Source organism: Ottowia beijingensis, assembly GCF_042680925.1.
Taxonomy (GTDB): domain Bacteria; phylum Pseudomonadota; class Gammaproteobacteria; order Burkholderiales; family Burkholderiaceae_C; genus Ottowia; species Ottowia beijingensis.
The window spans coordinates 1-21,470 of sequence record NZ_JBHUEP010000012.1 but is presented as its reverse complement, the minus strand read 5'-3'; the positions used below and the strand labels follow the sequence as shown (position 1 = coordinate 21,470).

The 21,470-nt window shown below is 66.8% G+C and carries 18 protein-coding genes and 2 pseudogenes; 7 read left to right on the top strand and 13 right to left on the bottom strand.

Translation table 11 applies throughout. The annotated features are described in order from the left end of the window. Window positions 1–38 precede the first annotated feature (38 nt). The gene (locus ACFSCU_RS15615) at window positions 39–1,466 is read left to right on the top strand and encodes a GGDEF domain-containing protein (RefSeq protein WP_377561111.1); all 1,428 of its coding nucleotides are present in this window, start codon (window positions 39–41) and stop codon (window positions 1,464–1,466) included. Next, window positions 1,456–2,949: an ABC transporter substrate-binding protein gene (locus ACFSCU_RS15610; protein WP_257645528.1), complete on the top strand. Its 1,494-nt coding sequence runs from the start codon at window positions 1,456–1,458 to the stop codon at window positions 2,947–2,949. The genes ACFSCU_RS15615 and ACFSCU_RS15610 overlap by 11 nt, the downstream gene beginning before the upstream one ends. A 323-nt stretch (window positions 2,950–3,272) precedes the next feature. Here the strand turns inward: ACFSCU_RS15610 and leuB are convergent, their stop codons facing one another. The 5 genes from leuB to ACFSCU_RS15585 all read right to left on the bottom strand — a co-directional run bounded on the left by leuB (window position 3,273) and on the right by ACFSCU_RS15585 (window position 7,961). Beyond that, complete coding sequence (leuB, locus tag ACFSCU_RS15605) at window positions 3,273–4,343, bottom strand: 3-isopropylmalate dehydrogenase (RefSeq protein WP_180549195.1); 1,071 nt, start codon at window positions 4,341–4,343, stop codon at window positions 3,273–3,275. Window positions 4,344–4,531: 188 nt separating this feature from the next. Then, entirely contained in the window at window positions 4,532–5,176 is a 645-nt protein-coding gene (leuD, locus tag ACFSCU_RS15600) for a 3-isopropylmalate dehydratase small subunit (protein ID WP_180549194.1), read from the bottom strand. Window positions 5,177–5,345: 169 nt separating this feature from the next. Then, window positions 5,346–5,489, bottom strand: coding sequence for an entericidin A/B family lipoprotein (locus ACFSCU_RS15595; protein WP_180549193.1), 144 nt, complete (start codon window positions 5,487–5,489; stop codon window positions 5,346–5,348). Window positions 5,490–5,531: 42 nt separating this feature from the next. Further along, window positions 5,532–6,986: a 3-isopropylmalate dehydratase large subunit gene (leuC, locus tag ACFSCU_RS15590; RefSeq protein ID WP_377561110.1), complete on the bottom strand. Its 1,455-nt coding sequence runs from the start codon at window positions 6,984–6,986 to the stop codon at window positions 5,532–5,534. Between the two features lie 27 nt (window positions 6,987–7,013). Continuing rightward, the gene (locus tag ACFSCU_RS15585) at window positions 7,014–7,961 is read right to left on the bottom strand and encodes a LysR family transcriptional regulator (RefSeq protein ID WP_180549192.1); all 948 of its coding nucleotides are present in this window, start codon (window positions 7,959–7,961) and stop codon (window positions 7,014–7,016) included. A gap of 331 nt (window positions 7,962–8,292) precedes the next feature. Between ACFSCU_RS15585 and ACFSCU_RS15580 the strand changes: the two are divergent. After that, a pseudogene (locus ACFSCU_RS15580) lies at window positions 8,293–8,900 on the top strand (class I SAM-dependent methyltransferase). Between the two features lie 347 nt (window positions 8,901–9,247). On the opposite strand, the gene ACFSCU_RS15575 reads toward ACFSCU_RS15580, so the two are convergent. The 7 genes from ACFSCU_RS15575 to ACFSCU_RS15545 all read right to left on the bottom strand — a co-directional run bounded on the left by ACFSCU_RS15575 (window position 9,248) and on the right by ACFSCU_RS15545 (window position 15,466). Further along, window positions 9,248–10,543: a citrate synthase gene (locus ACFSCU_RS15575; protein WP_180549191.1), complete on the bottom strand. Its 1,296-nt coding sequence runs from the start codon at window positions 10,541–10,543 to the stop codon at window positions 9,248–9,250. Next, window positions 10,540–10,860 (bottom strand): FAD assembly factor SdhE, encoded by a 321-nt coding sequence (locus ACFSCU_RS15570; RefSeq protein ID WP_377561109.1) that lies wholly within the window; start codon window positions 10,858–10,860, stop codon window positions 10,540–10,542. Before ACFSCU_RS15570 ends, ACFSCU_RS15575 begins: the two co-directional genes overlap by 4 nt. A 139-nt stretch (window positions 10,861–10,999) precedes the next feature. Continuing rightward, entirely contained in the window at window positions 11,000–11,704 is a 705-nt protein-coding gene (locus ACFSCU_RS15565; RefSeq protein WP_180549190.1) for a succinate dehydrogenase iron-sulfur subunit, read from the bottom strand. Between the two features lie 30 nt (window positions 11,705–11,734). Then, window positions 11,735–13,543, bottom strand: a complete 1,809-nt coding sequence (gene sdhA, locus ACFSCU_RS15560; protein WP_180549189.1) for a succinate dehydrogenase flavoprotein subunit — start codon at window positions 13,541–13,543, stop codon at window positions 11,735–11,737. 46 nt (window positions 13,544–13,589) lie between these two features. Continuing rightward, window positions 13,590–13,955 (bottom strand): succinate dehydrogenase, hydrophobic membrane anchor protein, encoded by a 366-nt coding sequence (gene sdhD / locus ACFSCU_RS15555; protein ID WP_180549188.1) that lies wholly within the window; start codon window positions 13,953–13,955, stop codon window positions 13,590–13,592. A gap of 25 nt (window positions 13,956–13,980) precedes the next feature. Then, entirely contained in the window at window positions 13,981–14,412 is a 432-nt protein-coding gene (sdhC, locus tag ACFSCU_RS15550) for a succinate dehydrogenase, cytochrome b556 subunit (RefSeq protein WP_180549187.1), read from the bottom strand. 244 nt (window positions 14,413–14,656) lie between these two features. Next, window positions 14,657–15,466: a GntR family transcriptional regulator gene (locus tag ACFSCU_RS15545; RefSeq protein WP_333705807.1), complete on the bottom strand. Its 810-nt coding sequence runs from the start codon at window positions 15,464–15,466 to the stop codon at window positions 14,657–14,659. A 185-nt stretch (window positions 15,467–15,651) separates the two neighbouring features. Here ACFSCU_RS15545 and ACFSCU_RS15540 point away from each other — a divergent pair, with 185 nt between their 5' ends. From ACFSCU_RS15540 to acnB, 4 genes are all read left to right on the top strand, one after another. Then, window positions 15,652–16,638 carry a malate dehydrogenase gene (locus ACFSCU_RS15540; RefSeq protein ID WP_180549185.1) on the top strand — a complete coding sequence of 329 codons (987 nt, stop codon included), beginning with the start codon at window positions 15,652–15,654 and terminating at the stop codon, window positions 16,636–16,638. A gap of 165 nt (window positions 16,639–16,803) precedes the next feature. Continuing rightward, window positions 16,804–17,778, top strand: a complete 975-nt coding sequence (locus ACFSCU_RS15535; protein ID WP_180549184.1) for an HpcH/HpaI aldolase/citrate lyase family protein — start codon at window positions 16,804–16,806, stop codon at window positions 17,776–17,778. Window positions 17,779–17,834: 56 nt separating this feature from the next. After that, window positions 17,835–18,407, top strand: a complete 573-nt coding sequence (locus ACFSCU_RS15530) for a hypothetical protein (protein WP_180549183.1) — start codon at window positions 17,835–17,837, stop codon at window positions 18,405–18,407. 110 nt (window positions 18,408–18,517) lie between these two features. Then, the gene (gene acnB / locus ACFSCU_RS15525) at window positions 18,518–21,112 is read left to right on the top strand and encodes a bifunctional aconitate hydratase 2/2-methylisocitrate dehydratase (RefSeq protein WP_180549182.1); all 2,595 of its coding nucleotides are present in this window, start codon (window positions 18,518–18,520) and stop codon (window positions 21,110–21,112) included. A 253-nt stretch (window positions 21,113–21,365) separates the two neighbouring features. Here acnB and ACFSCU_RS15520 read toward each other — a convergent pair. Next, window positions 21,366–21,470, bottom strand: a pseudogene (locus ACFSCU_RS15520) (IS1595 family transposase); the annotation flags it as partial.

Sequence of the window (21,470 nt, the reverse complement as noted above, 5' to 3'; positions counted from 1 at the left end):
GCTATACCAAAAGCGCTATACAAGTTACATTTAGATTCATGCCCCGCGGCGCCCGGTTTCCCTTCATTCCCACAGGCCTTACGGCCCGCAGCGCGCTGGTGTCGTCGATGGTGGCCCTGCTCGTGGTGGGGGCCATGGGCCTCACGCTGTGGGCCCTGACCCGCCAGAGCCAGGCGCTGGAGCAGCTGCGCCAGGTGCAGGTCGAGCACCTGATGGCCTCCACCCGCCTGATGCAGCAGGCCGATCTGCTCGACAACGAGTCCGCGATGCTGGCCGCTGCCCGCACCCAGGCCGAGCGCCGGGCCGCCTGGGTGGCGCTGACGGACCGCATCACCTGGGTCAACAAGCTGCTGGACGACCTGAAGCTGCCGCCGGCAGACGCCGCCTTGGCCGGCGAGCTGGCCAACCGCATCGGCCAGATCCAGGAGACCGGGCGCGCGCTGAGCGCTGCCGTGGGCCAGCGCATCGACGAGCCGGCCGACGGCGAGGCCGCACAGGCGGTGGCGCGGCTGCAGAAGGACAACGAGAACGCGACGGCGGTGCTCAGCACGCAGCTCGGCCTGGTGGCCGCCAACAGCCGCCGCCTGCTGGCCGAGCAGAGCAGCCAGCTGGCGCAGGACGTGGACGCGCACCGCCGCACCACGATGGCGGTGGGCCTGCTGCTGCTGCTGGCCGTGATCGCCGCCGCCCTGTGGTTCAACCGCGTGGTGGTGCGCCGCGTGCTGACGCTCAAGCGCATGGTGGACGAGGGCGCCGTGGCGCCCCAGGCCCTGGCGGTGGGGGCGCCTGACGAAATCAGCAGCCTGGCGCAGACCGTGGGCAGCTACGTGGCCCGCATCCAGGCGCACGAGCGCGAGATGAACCGCGCCAACGAGGAGCTGGCCTTCCTGGCCGACCACGACTTGCTGACGCAGCTGCCGAACCGTCGCTTCTTCGAGCGGCGGGCCATGCGGCGCGTGGCGCAGCCGGGCGGGCCGCTGTGGGTGCTGATGGGCGACATCGACCACTTCAAGCAGATCAACGACCAGCACGGGCACGCCATCGGCGACCAGGCGCTGGTGCACGTGGCCGGCCTGCTGCGGGCCAATCTGCGCGAGGGCGAGGCCCTGGCGCGCTTTGGCGGCGAGGAGTTCGTGGCCGTGATTCCGGCGCAGACGGCCGAAGCGGTGTACAGCGTGGTCGAGCGCGTGCGCGCGGCGATTGCCGCCACGCCCATGGCGCTGCCGGACGGCGGCCAGCTGGGCATGAGCATCAGCTTCGGCCTCGCGCCCATCGCCGCGCCGCCGGCCGCCCAGGCCGGTGACGCCGCCGCGCCCCGCCGGGCGCTCGACATTGCCTTGCGCGCGGCCGACGACGCGCTGTACGTGGCCAAGCGTTGCGGCCGCAACCGCGTGCAGCTGGCGCCGCCGGGCGCGGCATCGGCAGCGGCGGCGCCTGCTGTTCAGGGAGAAGTGCTTGAAATCTGACGCGATTCACCGCGGCTGGCGCGCCGTGGCCGTGCTGTTGTGCGGGCTGCTGCTGTGCCTGCCGGCGCTGGCGGCGCGCGACACCGTCCGGCTCGGCGTGCAGCTCGAGCCGCCGATGCTCGACCCCACCGCCACCGCCGCCGCCACGGCGGGCGAGATCGTGTACGCCAACGTGCTGGAAGGCCTGACGGTGATCCACGGCAAGGGCCGGGTGGCGCCGCGCCTGGCCACCGACTGGGTGCGCGCGCCCGACGGCCTGAGCTACACCTTCACGCTGCGCCGCGGCGTGCGCTTTCACGACGGCAAGCCCTTCGACGCCAGCGTGGCGGCGGCCAGCCTGCGCCGCATCCTGGCGCCGGGTTCACGCAACCCGCAGAAGCAGTGGTTCGAGAAGATCGCCGGGGTGCAGGCGCTGGGCAGCCACCAGCTCGTCATCGGCCTGCACCAGCCCGATGCGCTGCTGCCGTTTGCCCTGGCCCTGCCGGCGGCGCTGATCGTGCACCCCGATTCGGCGGCGGGCAACGCCACGCAGCCGGTCGGCACCGGGCCGTTCCGCTTCGGCGAATGGCAGCGCGGCCATTCGGTGCGGATCGACCGGCACACCGGCTACTGGGGCAGGAAGCCGGCCCTGCGCAGCGCCCCGTTCGTGTTTCTCAGCAGCAGCGCCGAGACCGAGAACATGCTGGCCGAGGGGCGGCTCGACTGGCTGGGCAGCGTGACCAAGATGACCGGCCCGTTCATGGAGCGCCCGGACTACCGCATGGGCTCGCGCAAGCTCGAGAGCAAGATGATCGTGGCCATCAACAACGCCCGCCCGCCGTTCAACGACGTGCGCGTGCGCCGGGCGCTGGCGCACGCCATCGACCGGTTCGACCTGAGCACCATCTACGGCACGCAGTTCAAGCCCCAGCTCATCGGCAGCCACTTCGCGCCCTGGCACCCGGCGTATGTCGACCTGGCGCAGCGCTACCCGTTCGAGCCGGCACGCGCCAGGGCGCTGCTGGCCGAGGCGGGCGTGGCGCCCGGCCAGCGCGTGACGCTGACCGTGCCGCCCACCGACTACGGCCGCTTCGGCGGCCTGAAGATCGCCGCCAACCTGGAGGAGGTGGGCTTTCGCGTCGAGCTGCAACAGGTGGACTGGAAGCAGTGGATGAGCCAGGTGTTCGAGAAGAAGGATTACGACCTGTCGCTGATCCTGCACGTCGAGCCGCTGGACCTGAACATCTACGCCCGGCCGGGCTACTACTTCAACTACCAGAGCCCCGAATTCCGCGCGCTGTGGGAGCGCGTGCTGTCGGCGCCGAACGAGGCCGAACTGCACCGCCGCCTGGGCGAGGCGCAGCGCAGGATCAGCGACGACGCGGTCAACGTGTTCCTGCTGATGCGGCCCGAGCGCAACTTCATGCACAAGGACCTGATGGGCGTGTGGGAGGAAAGCCCCATCCCGTCCTTCGTGCTGGAAGACGTCCACTGGCGCCAGTGAACGCCGGCAGGTAGCGGCTGGGGTGCATTACTCCCCTATATGCAAAGCTGCAGCGCCCGTCAACTGGGCGTTTGAGGCATATACTACCCTATTTCTGCCTCTGCTTTAAAACGTGAACAACCGTCATCCCGGCGAAAGCCGGGGCCCATGTGTTCTGGTGCACGCCGCCTGGATTTCGGCTTTCGCCGGAATGACGAATTTCTGGCTGTCTTGATCGGGCATTGGAATCACCCGGTCTTGCAGCACGGCCGTGCGCAGGCAAGGTCAGGGCTCGATGGAACCGGGCCGTGCGCGGCGGCGACCGCCGGCCGGACCAGGGGCTGTCAGCCCAGCGCCTTGACCACCGCCTCGCCCATCTCACGCGTGCCGACTTTCGTCGTGCTCTCGCTGTAGATGTCGGGCGTGCGCAGGCCCTGCGCCAGCACCTTCTTCACCGCCGCCTCGATGCGGTCGGCCGCCTCGGGCTGGTTCAGGCTGAAGCGCAGCATCATGGCCGCGCTCAGGATGGTGGCCAGCGGGTTGGCCACGCCCTTGCCGGCGATGTCGGGCGCGCTGCCGTGGCTGGGCTCGTACAGGCCCTGCTTTTTGTCGTTCAGGCTGGCCGAGGGCAACATGCCGATGGAGCCGGTGAGCATCGAGGCTTCGTCAGAGAGGATGTCGCCGAACATGTTGCCGGTGACCACCACGTCGAAGCGCTTGGGCTCCTTCACCAGCTGCATCGCCGCGTTGTCGACGTACATGTGGTCGAGTTCGATGTCCGGGTAGTCCTTGTGCACCTCGGTCACCACGTCCTTCCACAGCTGGAAGGTCTCCAGCACGTTGGCCTTGTCGACGCTGGTGACGCGCTTGTGGCGCTTGCGCGCCGCCTCGAAGGCCACGCGGGCGATGCGCTCGATCTCGGGGCGCGAATAGCGCATGGTGTCGAAGGCTTCCTCGGCGCCGGGGAAATGCCCGTCAGTCGCCACGCGGCGGCCGCGCGGCTGGCCGAAGTAGATGTCGCCCGTCAGCTCGCGGATGATGAGGATGTCCAGGCCCGCCACCAGCTCGGGCTTCAGGCTGCTGGCATGGGTGAGCTGCTCGTAGCAGATGGCGGGGCGGAAATTGGCAAACAGGCCCAGGTGCTTGCGCAGGCCCAGGATGGCCTGCTCTGGGCGCAGCGGGCGGTCGAGCTTGTCGTACTTCCAGTCGCCCACGGCGCCGAACAGGATGGCGTCGGCCTGCTTGGCGAGATTCAGCGTGGCTTCGGGCAGCGGGTGGCCGGCCGCGTCGTAGGCGGCGCCGCCCACCGGGGCTTCTTCCATTTCGAACTGGAGGTCGAGCGCTTTGAGCACCTTGACGGCTTCAGCGACGATTTCGGTGCCGATGCCGTCACCGGGGAGAACTGCGATTTTCATGGGAGCGTGTAGGTGGAAAGAATGGAATGGCCGTCAAAAACAGCCGAACGCAGAGGACGCAGAGGTTTCGCATAAGACGCAAAAAAATCCAAAAAAATGGTTTGTTCTGCGTCCTCTGCGAGTTTCTGCGCCTTCTGCGTCCGGATGTCCGGATGTCCGGATGTCCGGATGTCCGGATGTCCGGATCTTCAGGCGGTGTGTGCCAGCCAGGGCTTGCTGGCCAGGCGCTCGGCTTCGAAGGTCTTGATCTTGTCGCTCTGGCGCAGGGTCAGGCCGATGTCGTCCCAGCCGTTCAGCAGGCATTCCTTGCGGAAGGGCTGCACGTCGAAGGGCAATTCGCTGCCGTCGGGCTTGACGATGACCTGGCGCGGCAGGTCGACGGTGAGCTGGTAGCCGGGGAAGGCGGCCACTTCGTCGAACAGCTTGGCCACCGTGCTTTCAGGCAGCACGATGGGCAGCAGGCCGTTCTTGAAGCAGTTGTTGAAGAAGATGTCGGCAAAGCTGGGCGCAATCAGCGCGCGGATGCCGTACTGCTGCAGCGCCCAGGGCGCGTGCTCGCGGCTGGAGCCGCAGCCGAAGTTCTTGCGCGCCAGCAGCACGCTGGCACCCGCATAGCGCGGCTGGTTCAGCACGAAGTCGGGGTTGGGCTGGCGCGACGCCGGGTCCATGCCGGGCTCGCCCTTGTCCAGGTAGCGCCACTCGTCGAACAGGTTGGGGCCGAAGCCGGTCTTCTTGATCGACTTCAGGAATTGCTTGGGGATGATGGCGTCGGTGTCGACGTTCTCGCGGTCGATGGGAACGACCAGGCCCTGGTGAATGGTGAACTTGTCCATGGTGGATGAGGTGGGCGCGGCACTTTCAGGCCGGGCACCAGAACGTGAAGACAGACGCGGGGAGAAGGATCAGGGAAAGCGGCGCGGGTGCTGCCGGGCCGCCACGCGCGAGGGCGACAGAAGCGCCGGGCGCGCCCCTGCGGGGCCCGCCCGGGCTACCGGCCGACGATCAGCGCTTGGCCTTGTCAGCGGCGTTCTGCACGCCTTCGCCGGCGCGCTCGACGTCCTTGCCCACACCCTTGACGGTGTTGCAGGCGGCCAGGCCCATCACCATGGCAAGGGCGGCCATCGTTGCTGCGATTTTCTTGAACATCTTCATCTCCTTGGTTAGCAAAAAAGACCCCGTCGCCGGGCGTCACGAAAAAACACGGACATCGACAAAATGCCCGTGCACGGCGGCCGCCGCGGCCATTGCCGGGCTGACCAGATGGGTGCGGCCGCCATTGCCCTGCCGGCCCTCGAAGTTGCGGTTGCTGGTGGAGGCGCAGCGCTCGCCCGGCTCCAGCCGGTCGGCGTTCATGGCCAGGCACATGCTGCAGCCGGGTTCGCGCCACTCGAAGCCGGCGGCGGTGAACACCTTGTCCAGGCCCTCGGCCTCGGCTTGGCGCTTGACCAGGCCGGAGCCGGGTACCACCATGGCCAGCTTGATGTTGGGGGCCACCTTGCGGCCCAGCTTTTTCACCACCGCGGCGGCTTCGCGCATGTCCTCGATGCGGCTGTTGGTGCAGCTGCCGATGAACACCTTGTCGACGTGCACGTCGTTCAGCGCCTTGTTCGGCTCCAGCCCCATGTAGGTCAGGGCGCGCTCGATGGCGCCGCGCTTGTTGGCGTCCTTTTCCTTGTCGGGGTCGGGCACGCGGCCGTCGATGCCCAGCACCATCTCGGGGCTGGTGCCCCAGGTGACCTGCGGCACGATCTGTGCCGCGTCGAGTTCGACCACGGCGTCGAAGTGCGCGCCGGGGTCGGAATGCAGCGTCTTCCAGTAGGCGACGGCCTGGTCCCACTCGGGGCCGCCCACGAACTTGCCCGTGGCCGAGTCGGTGCCCGGGGCCAGCAGGCGGCCCTTGACGTACTCGATAGTCTTGTCGTCCACGGCCACCAGGCCCGCACGGGCGCCGGCTTCGATGGCCATGTTGCACACCGTCATGCGGCCTTCCATGCTGAGCGCGCGGATGGCGTCGCCGCCGAATTCGATGGTGTAGCCGGTGCCGCCGGCGGTGCCGATCTTGCCGATGATGGCCAGCACGATGTCCTTGGCGGTCACGCCGGGCGCGGCCTGGCCGTTCACCTTGATCAGCATGTTCCTGGCCTTCTTGGCCAGCAGGGTCTGCGTGGCCAGCACGTGCTCGACCTCGCTGGTGCCAATGCCGTGCGCCAGCGCGCCGAAGGCGCCGTGCGTGCTGGTGTGGCTGTCGCCGCAGACGACGGTCATGCCGGGCAGGGTGGCGCCGTTTTCGGGGCCGATCACGTGCACGATGCCCTGGCGCGCGTGCAGGAAGGGGAAGAAGGCCGCCGCGCCGTGCTCCTTGATGTTGGCGTCGAGCGTGGTGACCTGTTCCTTGCTGATCGGGTCCTCGATGCCGTCGTAGCCGCGCTCCCAGCCGGTGGTGGGCGTGTTGTGGTCGGCGGTGGCCACCACGCTGCTGATGCGCCAGACCTTGCGGCCGGCCTGGCGCAGGCCCTCGTAGGCCTGCGGGCTGGTGACTTCATGCACCAGGTGGCGGTCGATGTAGAGGATGGCGGTGCCGTCCTCCTCGGTGTGGACGACGTGCTCGTCCCAGATCTTGTCGTAAAGCGTCTTGGCGGTCATCGGGGCATTCTCTCGTGGGTTCAAATTCTAGGCTGCCGCGGCCTCGGCCGGCGTAGGCGCTTGCCGCAAGTGTTCGACCAGCGCCCGCGCCGTGGCGGGCAGGGTGGCGAAGTCGCGCGCCACCAGCCCCAGCGTGCGCCGGGCCCAGGCGTCGGCCAGCGGCACCGCCACCAGCGCGCTGGCGCCGCGCATCAGCGCGAAGGCGCGGGCGGGCATCACGCCCACGCCCAGGCCGTTGTCGATCATGCGGCACATGGCGTCCAGGCCGCTGACGCGGATGCGCAGGCGGATCGGCCGCCTGGCCTGCGCCGCGGCCTGGTGCATGGCCAGCGCGATCGAGCTGTTGGCCTGCAGGCCGACGTGGTCGAAATCCAGCGTTTCTTCAAAATTGATAGCTGTCAGCGCCGACAGGGCGTGCGCTGAGGGCACAATCAATGCCAAATGGTCGTGGCGGTAGGGCTGCAGTTGCAGCGCCTCGGCACCGTGTCCGACGGCGCTGGCATTGCAGATGCCGATGTCGGCCGCGCCCTCTTGCACGGCGCGCAGCACCTCGCCCGAGAGGTGCTCGGCCAGGTCGATCTTGACATCGGGGTGCTGGCGCGCGAAGCGGCCCAGGTCCTCGGGCAGGAACTGCACGATGGCCGAGATGCTGGCGTGCACGCGCACGTGGCCGCGCACGCCGTCGGCGTATTCGCTCAGCTCGCCCTGCATCTTCTCCAGCCCGAACAGCACGCTGCGCGCGTGGTGCAGCAGCGCCTGGCCGGCGGGCGTCAGGTCCACGCCGCGGGCGTGGCGGTAGAGCAGGGCGGTGCCCAGGGCGCTTTCCAGCTCGGCCAGCCGCTTGCTGACGGCCGAGGCGGCAATGAACTCGCGCTCGGCCGCCTTGCCGATGCTGCCCGTCTCGCCCACGGCCACGAACAGCTGCAGGCTGGTCAGGTCGATGCGGCGGGCAAAGCTGCGTTCGGTGGGTTTCATGGCGGGCAGAGGTGGCGTCTTGGTTGAAGATGGCTTGGAGCGATTTTTCCAGTAATTCGATGGGTGGGCATCGTGAATGGCGATGGATGGGGTGGCGGGTGGGGATGGCTGGGGGTGACGGCGCGGCAGCGCGCGGCTGTGAGGTATGGTGCGGGGCGCCGTGGCGCGGGCGGCGGGCGTTCGCCCTGCGTTCCGCCGGTGCGCCGCACCTTGGTTCGACACCGAATTGCTATATAAACAGAAGCTGCCTGCGCTTGCAGCATAAGCGCTGGAGCCATTTTTTATTCAGAATGCGCGCCACCGGCGCCTGTCTTTCTTCACCGCCCACCACATGCAATCCGCGCCCCCGACCACCTTCGACGAAGCCTATTACCAGCGCTTCTATTTCGACAAGAAGACCAGCGTGGTCGATCCCGCCCACGTTGAGCGCCTGAGCGCCTTCGTGGCGGCCTACCTGCAGTACCTGCGCGTGCCGGTGCGGCGCGTGCTGGACATGGGCTGCGGCATCGGCCTGTGGCGTGAACTGATCGCGCGGCACTTTCCGGCGGCCAGCTACCACGGGGTGGAGATCAGCGACTACCTGTGCCAGCGCTACGGCTGGGAGCGCGGCTCGGTGGTGGATTACAGCGCCAGCGAACCGTTCGATCTGGTGATCTGCCAGGGCGTGCTGCCTTACCTGAGCCCGCCCGACCTGCAGCGCGCGCGGCCACCCTGGGCCGCCTGAGCCGCGGCGCGCTGTACCTGGAGGCCGTGTCGCGCGAGGACTACGAGCGCGACGTGATCGATGAGGAGCTGACCGATGGGCGCCAGTTCCGCCACCGCGTGGCGCTGTACCGGCGCGGCCTGCGCGAGCAGATGCGCGAGCTCGGCGGCGGCCTCTGGCTGAGCCGCCAGGCCGAGGTGCCGCTGTTCGCGCTGGAGCACATGGACGGGGGCTGAGGCGCATTCGCCATCAAGAATGACGAACGACTTCGCTGCGCTTCAATGACAAAGGGCCCGTTCGCCATCGGTCAGGCGGCGCCAGACGCCGTCATGGGGCATTGTTCTGAGCGCAAGGCGTGATGAAACGCTGAATCAGGCGATAGCCATTTGGTGCGGTATGGCAGTTCAAGATCAGGAGCTGCTTGCGCCCGTTGAATGGGCGCTGAAGCCGTTTTTCTTCATCAGAAAAATTTGACAGGTCCCCCCCCTGCATTGCAGGGGTTTGGCGCCGCGGGCCACGGCAGCGCGCAAGAAAAAGCCCGCCGGGGCGGGCGGGCTGGGTGCAGCGTCCGGTTGCTGACCGGTCAGGCCACGTCGCGGCGCGGCGAGCCGACGTACAGCTGGCGCGGGCGGCCGATCTTGTACTCGGGGTCGCTGATCATCTCGTTGAGCTGGGCGATCCAGCCGACGGTGCGGGCCAGGGCGAAGATGCCGGTGAACAGGTTGACCGGGATGCCGATGGCGCGCTGCACGATGCCGGAGTAGAAGTCGACGTTCGGGTAGAGCTTGCGCTGCACGAAGTAGTCGTCTTCCAGGGCGATCTTCTCGAGCGCCTTGGCCAGGGCGAACAGCGGGTCCTTCTCGAGGCCCAGCGCGGCCAGCACCTCGTTGGTGGTTTCCTGCATCAGCTTGGCGCGCGGGTCGTAGTTCTTGTAGACGCGGTGGCCAAAGCCCATCAGGCGTACGCCCGAGTTCTTGTCCTTGACCTGCTCCATGAACTCGCCCACCTTGGCCACGCCGCCCATCTTCTGGATGTCTTCCAGCATGTTCAGGCAGGCCTCGTTGGCGCCGCCGTGGGCCGGGCCCCACAGGCAGGCCACGCCGGCGGCGATGGCCGCGAACGGGTTGGTGCCCGAGCTGCCGCACAGGCGCACGGTGGAGGTGGAGGCGTTCTGCTCGTGGTCGGCGTGCAGGATGAAGATGCGGTCCATCGCCTTTTCGATGACCGGGTTGACCTTGTACTCCTCGCACGGCGTGCCGAACATCATGCGCAGAAAGTTGCCGGCGTAGCTCAGGCTGTTCTGCGGGTACATGTAGGGCTCGCCCTTGCCGTACTTGTAGGCCATGGCCACCAGCGTGGGCATCTTGGCGATCAGCTGGATGGCGGCGCGGTCGCGGTGGTCGGGGTTATGGATGTCGGTGTTCTCGTGGTAGAAGGCCGACATGGCGCCCACCAGGCCCGTCAGCACCGCCATCGGGTGCGCGTCGCGGCGGAAGCCGCGCAGGAAGAACTGCATCTGCTCGTTCACCATGGTGTGGTTGGTGACGAGCTTGTGGAATTGGTCGCGCTGCTGGCTGTCGGGCAGCTCGCCTTTCAGCAGCAGGTAGCAGGTGTCGAGGTAGTCGACCTTCTCGGCCAGCTGCTCGATGGGGTAGCCGCGGTACAGCAGCTCGCCCTTGTCGCCGTCGATGTAGGTAATGGACGACTGGCAGGAGGCCGTGGACAGGAAGCCGGGGTCGTAGGTGAACATGCCGGTCTGTGCGTACAGCTTGCGGATGTCGATGACATCCGGGCCGATGCTGCCCTGATAGACCGGAAGGTCGACGTCGGGGCTGCCGTTGGAGAACGTCAGCTTGGCTTTGTTGTCGGAAAGGTTCATGTCGGGTTTCCTTGGGGGTTGGCGGTCGAACGTTGGGTGGCGGTGTCGCCCGGGGGCTGCGTGCGCAGCATCCCCAGGACTTCCCGCACGTCGGGCGAATCGAGATCGTCTGCCGGCTCCTTGCGCCGCAGCAGCAGGTCGAGCAGATCGTTGTCGGACAGATCCATTAGCTGCGTCAGCGCATCGGCGTGGCGCGGCGTCAGGCGGCCTTCGTGGCGCACGAAGAAGCGCTTGATGAAGAGGTCGTTCTCCAGCATGCCCCGGCGGCAGCGCCACTTGAGCTTGGAGAGCGCGCGCTCATCGAGGGGAGTCGTCATGGCGGGGATCCCTGGGTCACTTCAGCTCAGAAGGCCGCGGAGCAGACCATGCCAGCAAACGCCGTGGCCGGACCTGTGCCGGCCAGTGGTGTTGTCCCCCCTCGGGGGGAAGGCGCGAAGCGACTCAGGGGGGGCATTTCTAGACCGCGCGGCGAACCATCAACTCCTTGATCTTGCCGATGGCGCGGGTCGGGTTCAGGCCCTTGGGACACACGTCGACGCAGTTCAGGATGCTGTGGCAGCGGAACAGGCGGTACGGGTCTTCCAGGTTGTCCAGCCGCTCGCCGGTGGCCTGATCGCGGCTGTCGGCCAGGAAGCGGTAGGCCTGCAGCAGGCCGGCCGGGCCGACGAACTTGTCGGGGTTCCACCAGAAGCTGGGGCAGGCGGTTGAGCAGCTGGCGCACAGGATGCACTCGTACAGGCCGTTCAGTTCCTCGCGTTCCTCCGGCGACTGCAGGCGCTCGGTCTCGGGCGGCGGGTCGTTGTTGATGACGTAGGGCTTGATCGAGTGGTACTGCTTGAAGAACTGCGTCATGTCCACGATCAGGTCGCGCACCACCGGCAGGCCGGGCAGCGGCTTGAGGATGATCGGGTCTTTCAACGTGCGCAGGTTGGTCAGACAGGCCAGACCGTTCTTGCCGTTGATGTTCATGGCGTCGGAGCCGCAGACGCCTTCGCGGCACGAGCGGCGGAACGACAGCGTCGGGTCGACCGCCTTGAGCTTCATCAGGGCGTCAAGCAGCATGCGCTCGTTGCCTTCCAGCTCGATCTCCACCGTCTGCATGTACGGCTTGGCGTCCTTGTCCGGGTCGTAGCGGTAGATCTTGAAGGTGCGTTTTTGCATCGTGTTTTTCCTTGTGACCGGGCGCTGGCTTTAGAACGTGCGCACTTTGGGCGGCACGCTTTCGACGGTGAGCGGCTGCAGGCGCACGGGCTTGTAGCTGAGCTGGTTGCCGTCCTTGTGCCACAGCGTGTGCTTCATCCAGTGGGCGTCGTCGCGACCCAGCGGGGCTTGCGGATCGTCGGCCGGCTTCTCGTAATCGACCACCGTGTGGGCGCCGCGGCATTCGTGGCGGGCGGCGGCCGACACCATGGTGGCCTGCGCCGCCTCGATCAGGTTCTCGACCTCCAGCGCTTCCTGGCGCGCCATGTTGAAGACGCGCGAATGGTCTTTCAGGCCCAGGCCGTTCACGCGCTCGCGCAACTCGGCGATCTTGCGCACGCCTTCGTCCATGCTGGCTTGGGTGCGGAAGACGCCGGCGTGCGCCTGCATGCTGGCGCGGATGTCGTTGGCAATGCTTTGCGCGTATTCGCCATCGTTGGCGTTTTCCAGCCGGTTCAGGCGCTCCAGCGAGCGATCCGCCGCATCGGCCGGCAGCGGCTTGTACGCGCCCTTTGAATGGTTGGCGATGATGTGGTTGCCGGCGGCCTTGCCGAACACCAGCAGGTCGAGCAGCGAGTTGGTGCCCAGGCGGTTGGCGCCGTGCACGCTGACGCAGGAGCATTCGCCCACGGCGTACAGGCCGTTCACCGGCGTGTTGAAGTTGTCGCCGCCGGTGGGCACGCAGACCTGGCCGTTGATGTTGGTCGGCACGCCGCCCATCTGGTAGTGGATGGTCGGCACCACGGGAATCGGCTCCTTGGTGATGTCGACGTTGGCGAAGTTGATGCCGATCTCGTACACCGAGGGCAGGCGCTTGTGGATGGTCTCGGCGCCCAGGTGGTCGAGCTTGAGAACCACATAGTCCTTGTTGGGGCCGCAGCCGCGGCCTTCCTTGATTTCCTGGTCCATCGAGCGCGAGACGAAGTCGCGCGGCGCCAGGTCCTTCAGCGTCGGGGCGTAGCGCTCCATGAAGCGCTCGCCCTCGCTGTTGAGCAGGATGGCGCCTTCGCCGCGGCAGCCTTCGGTCAGCAGCACGCCGGCGCCGGCCACGCCGGTGGGGTGGAACTGCCAGAACTCCATGTCCTGCAGCGGGACGCCGGCGCGCGCCGCCATGCCCAAGCCGTCGCCGGTGTTGATGAAGGCGTTGGTCGAGGCGGCGAAGATGCGGCCGGCACCGCCGGTGGCCAGCATCACCGTCTTGGCGTGCAGCACGTACAGGTCGCCGGTTTCCATCTCGATGGCGGTGACGCCGACCACGTCGCCCTCGGCGTCGCGGATCAGGTCGAGCGCCATCCACTCGACGAAGAAGGTCGTCTTGCTGGCCACGTTCTGCTGGTACAGCGTGTGCAGCATGGCGTGGCCGGTGCGGTCGGCGGCAGCGCAGGCGCGCTGCACGGGCTTCTCGCCGTAGTTGGCGGTGTGGCCGCCGAAGGGGCGCTGGTAGATGGTGCCGTCGGGGTTGCGGTCGAACGGCATGCCGAAGTGCTCCAGCTCGTACACCACCTTGGGCGCTTCCTGGCACATGAACTCGATGGCGTCCTGGTCGCCCAGCCAGTCACTGCCCTTGATGGTGTCGTAGAAGTGGTAGTGCCAGTTGTCCTCGCTCATGTTGCCCAGCGAGGCGCCGACGCCGCCCTGCGCCGCCACGGTGTGCGAGCGGGTGGGGAAGACCTTGGACAGCACGGCGACGTTGAGGCCGGCGCGCGCCAGCTGCAGCGAGGCACGCATGCCCGAGCCGCCCGCGCCGACGATCACCACGTCGAACTTGCGGACGTTGATTTTGTCTTTGGTGTAACTCATGTTCTTGGCTCAGTAATTCTTGTCATCGGGGGTGGGCAGCGGCGGCTTACAGGCGCCACAGCACCTGGAAGGCCCAGCCCGCGCAGCCGACCAGCCAGGCCAGGGTCAGCGCCTGCAGCGTCATGCGCATGCCGACGGGCTTGATGTAGTCCATCCACACGTTGCGCATGCCGACCCAGATGTGCCAGATCAGCGCCACGACGACGGCGAAGGTCAGCACCTTCATCCACTGCGACGCGAAGATGCCGGCCCACTTGTCGTAGCCGATGGTGCCCTTGGTCAGGATCACCTGCGCCAGCACCACCAGGGTGAAGATCACCATCAGCGCGGCGGTGAAGCGCTGCACCAGCCAGTCGCCGGTGCCGTAGTGGGCACCGACGACGGTGCGCTTGGAGCCGTAGTTGACAGCCATGGGTTTGCTCCTTCTTCCTCTTGAATCAGTACAGGCCGAACAGCTTGGCGCCCAGGATCAGCGTCAGCCCGAGGCTGGCCACCAGCACGGTGGCGGCCGAGCGGCGGCCGAAATCCTTGGTGGTGTTGTGCGACACGTCCATGTACAGGTGGCGCACGCCGGCGAACAGGTGGTGCAGGTAGGCCCAGATGAGCGCCAGCACCACCAGCTTGATGAACCAGCCGCCGAAGATGCCCAGCCCCGACGAGAAGGCGGCGGTGAACTGGCCGAAGGAGATCTCGGACGACACCGACTTGTCGAACAGCCACAGGATGAAGGGCAGCAGCAGGAACATCAGCACGCCGCTGAGGCGGTGCGCGCCCGACACCAGCGCAGCCAGCGGCCAGCGGTAGCTGGGCAGGTCGCCCAGGGCGTTGATGTTTCGGTATTCGGGCCGGGGCTTGGCGACTTCGCTCATGGTGGGGCTCTCGTGGGGAAAAATGTAACGACGTTGTAATTCTTCGGGAGTGAACCTGCAAATTCTATTGCAATGCAACAAGCTGACTGGAGCATTGCATCGGCGCACGCAGGGGCATGTCGAGGATTGCTTCGAATTCAGTAGCTGCTTGCGCTTGGTGCATGGCGATTTCAGATCCAAACGATGCTGAAATCGAGGCGCATCGGGCGCGAGCAGCTATCACGATCAAAGTGGCCCAAGCCGCTCAGTTCAGTTCGTTGCGGTAGTGGTGCGTGTCGGTGCGGTACAGCCCGCGGCGCAGTTCCATGGGCACGTCGTTGTAGGTGTAGGCGATGCGCTCCACGCTCAGCAGCGGCGTGGCGGGCGTCACATCCAGCAGGGCAGCCTGCGCGGCGTCGGGCAGCACGGCGCGGATCTTCTCGTCGGCGCGCACCATGCGCACGCCGAATTCGGCCTCGAACAGCGCGTACATCGGCCCGTGGTAGTCCGACAGGCGCTCCACCGTCAGCCCCTTGAACGGCCCGCCCGGCAGCCAGATGTCCTCCAGGATCGTCGGCACGCCGCCGTAGCGCAGCAGGCGCCGCGCTTGCAGCACCGGGTCGCCCGCGCGCAGGCCCAGCAGGCGGGCCACCTCGGCGCTGGCGCGCTGGCGCCGGCAGTCGACGAAATCGCGCTGCGCCGGGCCCTCGCTGTCCACCGTGCCGCTGTCGGGCTGCAGGCGCAGAAAGCGGTACTGCATGTGCTGCTCGGCGTGCGTGGCCACGAAGGTGCCGCGGCCCTGGCGGCGCACCAGCAGGTTTTCGGCCGCCAGTTCGTCGACGGCCTTGCGCACCGTGCCCTGGCTGACCTTGTAGCGCGCGGCCAGGTCGAACTCGCTGGGGATGACTTCGCCCGGCTTCCATTCGCCCTGCTGCAGGCCCTGCAGGATCAGCCCCTTGATCTGCTGGTACAGCGGGCTGAACGCGGGCGCTTGCCCGCCCCAGGCGGCCGCGGCCGGCGCCGGCGGCGAATCGGTGTCGGCAGGGGGGGAGGAGGGGGTGGCGGCGCTGGCCATCGCGGCTTGCCTTGTCAGGTTGCTGGAAGGGTAATGATATCTTATATAAGACACAAGACAAATTGACCCTCCGGGTTTCTGCGGATACACTTGAGGGCTGTTCGGAATGCCCTGGCCCGGCGGTTTTCAGTGGTCTGGCACGTTCGTCCTGTCACCGTTTCATCACAACCTTTGGAGTGTTTTCCATGAGCAAGAAGCCCGTTCGCGTGGCCGTCACCGGCGCCGCTGGCCAGATCGGCTACGCCCTGCTGTTCCGTATCGCCTCCGGCGAGATGCTGGGCAAGGACCAGCCGGTGATCCTGCAACTGCTCGAGATCCCCGACGAGAAGGCGCAGAAGGCGCTCAAGGGCGTGATGATGGAACTGGAAGACTGCGCCTTCCCGCTGCTGGCCGGCATGGAAGCGCACAGCGACCCGATGACCGCCTTCAAGGACACCGACTACGCCCTGCTGGTGGGCGCCCGTCCGCGCGGCCCCGGCATGGAGCGCGCCGACCTGCTGGCCGCCAACGCGCAGATCTTCACCGCGCAGGGCAAGGCACTGAACGCCGTGGCCAGCCGCAACGTCAAGGTGCTGGTGGTGGGCAACCCGGCCAACACCAACGCCTACATCGCCATGAAGTCGGCGCCCGACCTGCCGGCCAAGAACTTCACCGCGATGCTGCGCCTGGACCACAACCGTGCCGCTAGCCAGATCGCCGCCAAGACCGGCAAGGCCGTCAAGGACATCAAGAAGCTCACCGTGTGGGGCAACCACTCGCCCACCATGTACGCCGACTACCGCTTCGCCACCATCGACGGCGCCAGCGTCAAGGACATGATCAACGACCAGGAATGGAACGCCAACACCTTCCTGCCCACCGTGGGCAAGCGCGGCGCCGCCATCATCGAGGCGCGCGGCCTGTCGTCGGCCGCCTCGGCCGCCAACGCCGCCATCGACCACATGCGCGACTGGGCGCTGGGCACCAACGGCGAGTGGGTGACCATGGGCATCCCGTCGCAGGGCTGGTATGGCATCCCCAAGGACGTGATGTTCGGCTTCCCCGTCACCACCGAGAACGGCGAGTACAAGGTCGTCGAAGGGCTGCCGATCGACGCCTTCAGCCAGGAATGCATCAACAAGACCCTGGCCGAGCTGGAAGGCGAGCAGGAAGGCGTGAAGCACCTGCTGTGATGCGCCCCCGCAGTCACGCCGGCCACCCGGCGTGACTGCAAAAAACATAGCTGCTTGCGCCCGATTCAAGCCGGTTTCAGATCGATTTGTCTTGAAATCAAGGCTCAGCGTGCGCAGGAAGCTATCTTTTTTGAATACCACAGCGTTTCCGATTCCGCACCGCCCATGACCCACCCGCGCGACATCCTCCTCGGCGCCCAGGCCGCCGCCGGCATGCTGCCGGTGTGCGACCACTACAGCGGTGTCGAAGTGCGCATGCGCAAGAGCCTGCAACTGCAGGCCGAGATGGCCGAGGAATTCGGCGCCTGCGTGTTCGACGTCACGCTGGATTGCGAGGACGGCGCGCCCGTGGGCGGCGAGGCGGAGCACGCGTTGCTGGTGACCGAGCTGGTCATGTCCGCCCCCGACGGCGCCCGCGTGGGCGTGCGCGTGCACCCGGTCGACCATCCGGCCTTCGAGGCCGACATGGACATCATCGCCCGCGACGCCGGCCCGCGCCTGACGCACATCATGATTCCCAAGGTGGAGTCGGTCGAGGACGTGATCCGGGCCGAAAAAGCCCTTCTGTCGGCGTACAGCAAGGGCCTGCCGCTACAAGTTTTGATCGAATCGCCCGGCGCCGTGCACCGCGCCTTCGACATCGCCGCGCACCCACGCGTGCAGTCGCTCAGCTTCGGGCTGATGGACTTCGTCTCGGCCCACGCCGGCGCCATCCCGGCCGAGGGCATGGGCATCGAAGGCCAGTTCACGCACCCGCTGGTGCTGCGCGCCAAGCTGGAGATCGCCAGCGCCGCGCACGCCTTCGGCAAGGTGCCGTCGCACTGCGTGGTCACCGAATTCAGGGACGAAGCCGCCATGCGCACCGCGGCGCGCCGCGCCGCGCGCGAGTTCGGCTACACCCGCATGTGGAGCATCCACCCGAGCCAGATCCGCCCCATCCTTGAGGCCTTCGCGCCCGACGAGCAGCAGATCCACACCGCCAGCGCCATCCTGCTGGCGGCGGCCCAGGCCGACTGGGCGCCGATCAGCCACGACGGCGCCCTGCACGACCGCGCCAGCTACCGCCATTTCTGGCAGGTGCTGGAGCGTGCCCACGCCACCGGACGGCACCTGCCCACCGAGGTGGCGCCATGGTTCTGACACGGCCGGCATGTCATCATCGCCACCCCTACCTTTTTCTTGAGAGTGAACGCAGTATGAAACTCCTCGCCCTTGCCTCCGTCGCGGTCGCTTTGAGCCTGCCCATGGGTGCCGTGCAGGCACAGTCGTCCGGTACGGCCAAGAAGCCAGCCGCCACCAAGAAGGCACCGGCCAAGGCGCCCGCCAAGAAGACCGTCAAGGCTGCGCCGAAGAAGCGTGTGCCGAGCAAGACTGCCAAGGCGGTCGAATCGGTCACGCCGGTGCAGACGCTGACCCAGCGCCTGACCGATGCCGAAGTGGCCATCGCCCAGCATGTGCACACCGGCAAGATCCAGTGCGAGCTGGGCGCCGACGTGACGGTGACGCCGGACGACAAGAACCCCGGTTTCTTCCGCGTCAGCACCGGCAAGCAGAACTACTACATGCACCCGGTCGAAAGCCGCACCGGCGCCATCCGCATGGAAGACAACCGCCAGGGCGCCATGTGGCTGCAGCTGGGCAACAAATCCATGCTGCTGAACCAGAAGCTGGGTCAGCGCGTGGCCGACGAATGCGCCACCCCCACGCAGCGCGAGTTCGCCGCCCAGATGCAGGCCAACCCGCAGTCCAGCCTGCTCGACAGCAAGTAAGCCCGCCTCGGGCGGCCGGCGGTGGTTGCGCGGTCAGCAAGGGTCGCCACCCGGCATGGGGCCGGCGGCGATCCGCAACGAATCGAAGTCATCAATCAGGAGAGAAGAAAGTGTTGAACGCCTATCGCGCCCACGTCGCCGAACGAGCCACCCTGGGCATCCCGCCGCTGCCGTTGGATGCCAAGCAGACTGCTGAGCTGATCGAGCTGATCAAAAACCCGCCCGCGGGTGAAGACGCCGCCTTCCTGCTCGACCTGCTGACCCACCGCGTGCCGCCCGGCGTGGACGACGCGGCCAAGGTCAAGGCCAGCTTCCTGGCCGCCGTGGCGCACGGCGACGTCCAGGTGGGCCTGATCAGCAAGGCCAAGGCCACCGAGCTGCTGGGCACCATGGTCGGCGGCTACAACGTGCACCCGCTGATCGAGCTGCTGGACGATGCCGAAGTCGCTCAGCAAGCCGCCGACGCGCTGAAGAAAACGCTGCTGATGTTCGACTTCTTCAACGACGTCGCCGCCAAGGCCAAGGCGGGCAACGCCAAGGCCAAGGAGGTGATGCAGAGCTGGGCCGACGCCGAGTGGTTCACCAGCCGTCCCGAGGTCGAGAAGAAGATCACCGTCACCGTGTTCAAGGTGCCGGGCGAAACCAACACCGACGACCTGTCGCCCGCGCCCGACGCCTGGAGCCGCCCCGACATTCCGCTGCACTACCTGGCGATGCTGAAGAACACGCGCCCCGACGCGGCCTTCAAGCCCGAGGAAGACGGCAAGCGCGGCCCGATGCAGTTCATCGAGGACCTGAAGAAGAAGGGCCACATCGTCGCCTACGTGGGCGACGTGGTGGGCACCGGCTCCAGCCGCAAGTCGGCCACCAACAGCGTGATCTGGGCCACCGGCCAGGACATTCCCTTCGTGCCGAACAAGCGCTTCGGCGGCGTCACGCTGGGCGGCAAGATCGCGCCGATCTTCTTCAACACGCAGGAAGACTCTGGCTCGCTGCCGATCGAAGTTGACGTGTCGAAGTTCGAGATGGGCGACGTGATCGACATCTACCCCTACGAGGGCAAGATCGAGAAGGGCGGCCAGAAGGTGGCCGACTTCGCGCTCAAGAGCGACGTGCTGCTGGACGAAGTGCGCGCCGGCGGCCGCATCAACCTGATCATCGGCCGCAGCCTGACCGCCAAGGCGCGCGAATTCCTCGGTTTGCCGGCGTCGGACAAGTTCCGTCTGCCGCAGGCCCCCGCCGCGACCAAGGCCGGCTTCACGCTGGCGCAGAAGATGGTCGGCCGCGCCTGCGGCCTGCCGGAAGGCCAGGGTATCCGCCCCGGCACCTACTGCGAGCCCAAGATGACCACCGTCGGCAGCCAGGACACCACCGGCCCGATGACGCGCGACGAACTGAAGGACCTGGCCTGCCTGGGCTTCAGTGCCGACATGGTGATGCAGTCCTTCTGCCACACCGCTGCCTATCCGAAGCCCGTCGATGCCAAGATGCACCGCGAGCTGCCCGCTTTCATCAGCAACCGCGGCGGCGTGGCCCTGCGCCCGGGCGACGGCGTGATCCACAGCTGGCTCAACCGCCTGCTGCTGCCCGACACCGTGGGCACCGGCGGTGATTCGCACACGCGCTTCCCGATCGGCATCAGCTTCCCGGCCGGTTCCGGCCTGGTGGCGTTTGCCGCCGCCACGGGCGTGATGCCGCTGGACATGCCCGAGTCGGTGCTGGTGCGCTTCAAGGGCGAGATGCAGCCGGGTGTGACCCTGCGCGACCTGGTGCACGCCATTCCGCTGTACGCCATCAAGCAGGGCCTGCTGACCGTCGAGAAGGCAGGCAAGAAGAACATCTTCTCGGGCCGCGTGCTGGAGATCGAAGGCTTGCCGCAGCTGAAGGTGGAGCAGGCGTTCGAGCTGTCCGACGCCAGCGCCGAGCGCTCGGCCGCCGGCTGCACGATCAAGCTCGACAAGGAGCCGATCATCGAGTACCTCCAATCCAACGTGGTGCTGATGAAGAACATGATCGCCAACGGCTACGCCGACGCCAAGACACTGGCGCGCCGCATCGAGAAGGTCGAACAGTGGCTGGCCAACCCGCAGCTGCTGGAAGCCGACAAGGACGCCGAGTACGCCGCCGTCATCGAGATCGACCTGGCCGACATCAAGGAGCCGATCGTCTGCTGCCCGAATGATCCGGACGACGCCAAGTTCATGTCCGAAGTGGCCGGCACCAAGATCGACGAAGCCTTCATCGGCTCGTGCATGACCAACATCGGCCACTTTCGCGCCGCCGCCAAGCTGCTGGGCGGCCAGCGCGACATCCCCGTCAAGCTGTGGGTGGCACCGCCCACCAAGATGGACCAGGACGAGCTGATGAAGGAAGGCCAGTACGCCGCCTTCGGCGCCGCCGGCGCACGCACCGAGATGCCGGGCTGCAGCCTGTGCATGGGCAACCAGGCGCAGGTGCGCGAGGGTGCCACCGTCATGTCGACCAGCACGCGCAACTTCCCCAACCGCCTGGGCAGGAACACCAACGTGTTCCTGGGCAGCGCCGAGCTGGCGGCCATCTGCTCCAAGCTGGGCCGCATCCCCACGGTGGAGGAGTACAGCGCCGAGATGGGCATCATCGACGCCGACAAGGCCAGCGTGTACCGCTACATGAACTTCGACCAGATCGAGGAGTACGCGGACGTGGCCAAGGAAGTGACCGTGTAATCGGCCCGATCGGCTGAAAAGCAAAGCCCCGCTACCGAGAGGTGCGGGGCTTTTTCGTGGGCGCCAGCGTACAGTGTTGGGAGCGGCTGGCTACTCAAAAATCATAGCTTCCTGCGCCCGTTATTAAATGATTTCAGATAGGTTTTTATCTCAAATCCTTTGTGGACATGCGCAAGCAGCTATCAAATTCTTATCATTTCATGCTTACAGCGTCGTCCCTGATTTATTCATGGGTCTTAGGAAGCAAACGCTATCAAAGCGGATTGTTTCTGAGCAAGGATAGCAATGCTTTGTAGAGGTTCTGATTTCGATGATTGAAGCGAAACTCGGTCTCCTTCAAGTGCAGATAGAACGTCTT

What these genes read in the sequence shown, in the direction of transcription:
- ACFSCU_RS15535 (WP_180549184.1), top strand. Translation starts at nt 16,804, where the DNA reads ATGACCCACCCGCGCGACATCCTCCTCGGCGCCCAGGCCGCCGCCGGC.
- ACFSCU_RS15540 (WP_180549185.1), top strand. Translation starts at nt 15,652, where the DNA reads ATGAGCAAGAAGCCCGTTCGCGTGGCCGTCACCGGCGCCGCTGGCCAG.
- ACFSCU_RS15615 (WP_377561111.1), top strand. Translation starts at nt 39, where the DNA reads ATGCCCCGCGGCGCCCGGTTTCCCTTCATTCCCACAGGCCTTACGGCC.
- leuD (WP_180549194.1), bottom strand. Translation starts at nt 5,176, where the DNA reads ATGGACAAGTTCACCATTCACCAGGGCCTGGTCGTTCCCATCGACCGC.
- ACFSCU_RS15570 (WP_377561109.1), bottom strand. Translation starts at nt 10,860, where the DNA reads ATGACGACTCCCCTCGATGAGCGCGCGCTCTCCAAGCTCAAGTGGCGC.
- leuC (WP_377561110.1), bottom strand. Translation starts at nt 6,986, where the DNA reads ATGACCGCCAAGACGCTTTACGACAAGATCTGGGACGAGCACGTCGTC.
- sdhA (WP_180549189.1), bottom strand. Translation starts at nt 13,543, where the DNA reads ATGAGTTACACCAAAGACAAAATCAACGTCCGCAAGTTCGACGTGGTG.
- sdhC (WP_180549187.1), bottom strand. Translation starts at nt 14,412, where the DNA reads ATGAGCGAAGTCGCCAAGCCCCGGCCCGAATACCGAAACATCAACGCC.
- ACFSCU_RS15545 (WP_333705807.1), bottom strand. Translation starts at nt 15,466, where the DNA reads ATGGCCAGCGCCGCCACCCCCTCCTCCCCCCCTGCCGACACCGATTCG.
- ACFSCU_RS15565 (WP_180549190.1), bottom strand. Translation starts at nt 11,704, where the DNA reads ATGCAAAAACGCACCTTCAAGATCTACCGCTACGACCCGGACAAGGAC.
- leuB (WP_180549195.1), bottom strand. Translation starts at nt 4,343, where the DNA reads ATGAAAATCGCAGTTCTCCCCGGTGACGGCATCGGCACCGAAATCGTC.
- ACFSCU_RS15530 (WP_180549183.1), top strand. Translation starts at nt 17,835, where the DNA reads ATGAAACTCCTCGCCCTTGCCTCCGTCGCGGTCGCTTTGAGCCTGCCC.
- ACFSCU_RS15575 (WP_180549191.1), bottom strand. Translation starts at nt 10,543, where the DNA reads ATGAACCTTTCCGACAACAAAGCCAAGCTGACGTTCTCCAACGGCAGC.
- sdhD (WP_180549188.1), bottom strand. Translation starts at nt 13,955, where the DNA reads ATGGCTGTCAACTACGGCTCCAAGCGCACCGTCGTCGGTGCCCACTAC.
- ACFSCU_RS15585 (WP_180549192.1), bottom strand. Translation starts at nt 7,961, where the DNA reads ATGAAACCCACCGAACGCAGCTTTGCCCGCCGCATCGACCTGACCAGC.
- ACFSCU_RS15595 (WP_180549193.1), bottom strand. Translation starts at nt 5,489, where the DNA reads ATGTTCAAGAAAATCGCAGCAACGATGGCCGCCCTTGCCATGGTGATG.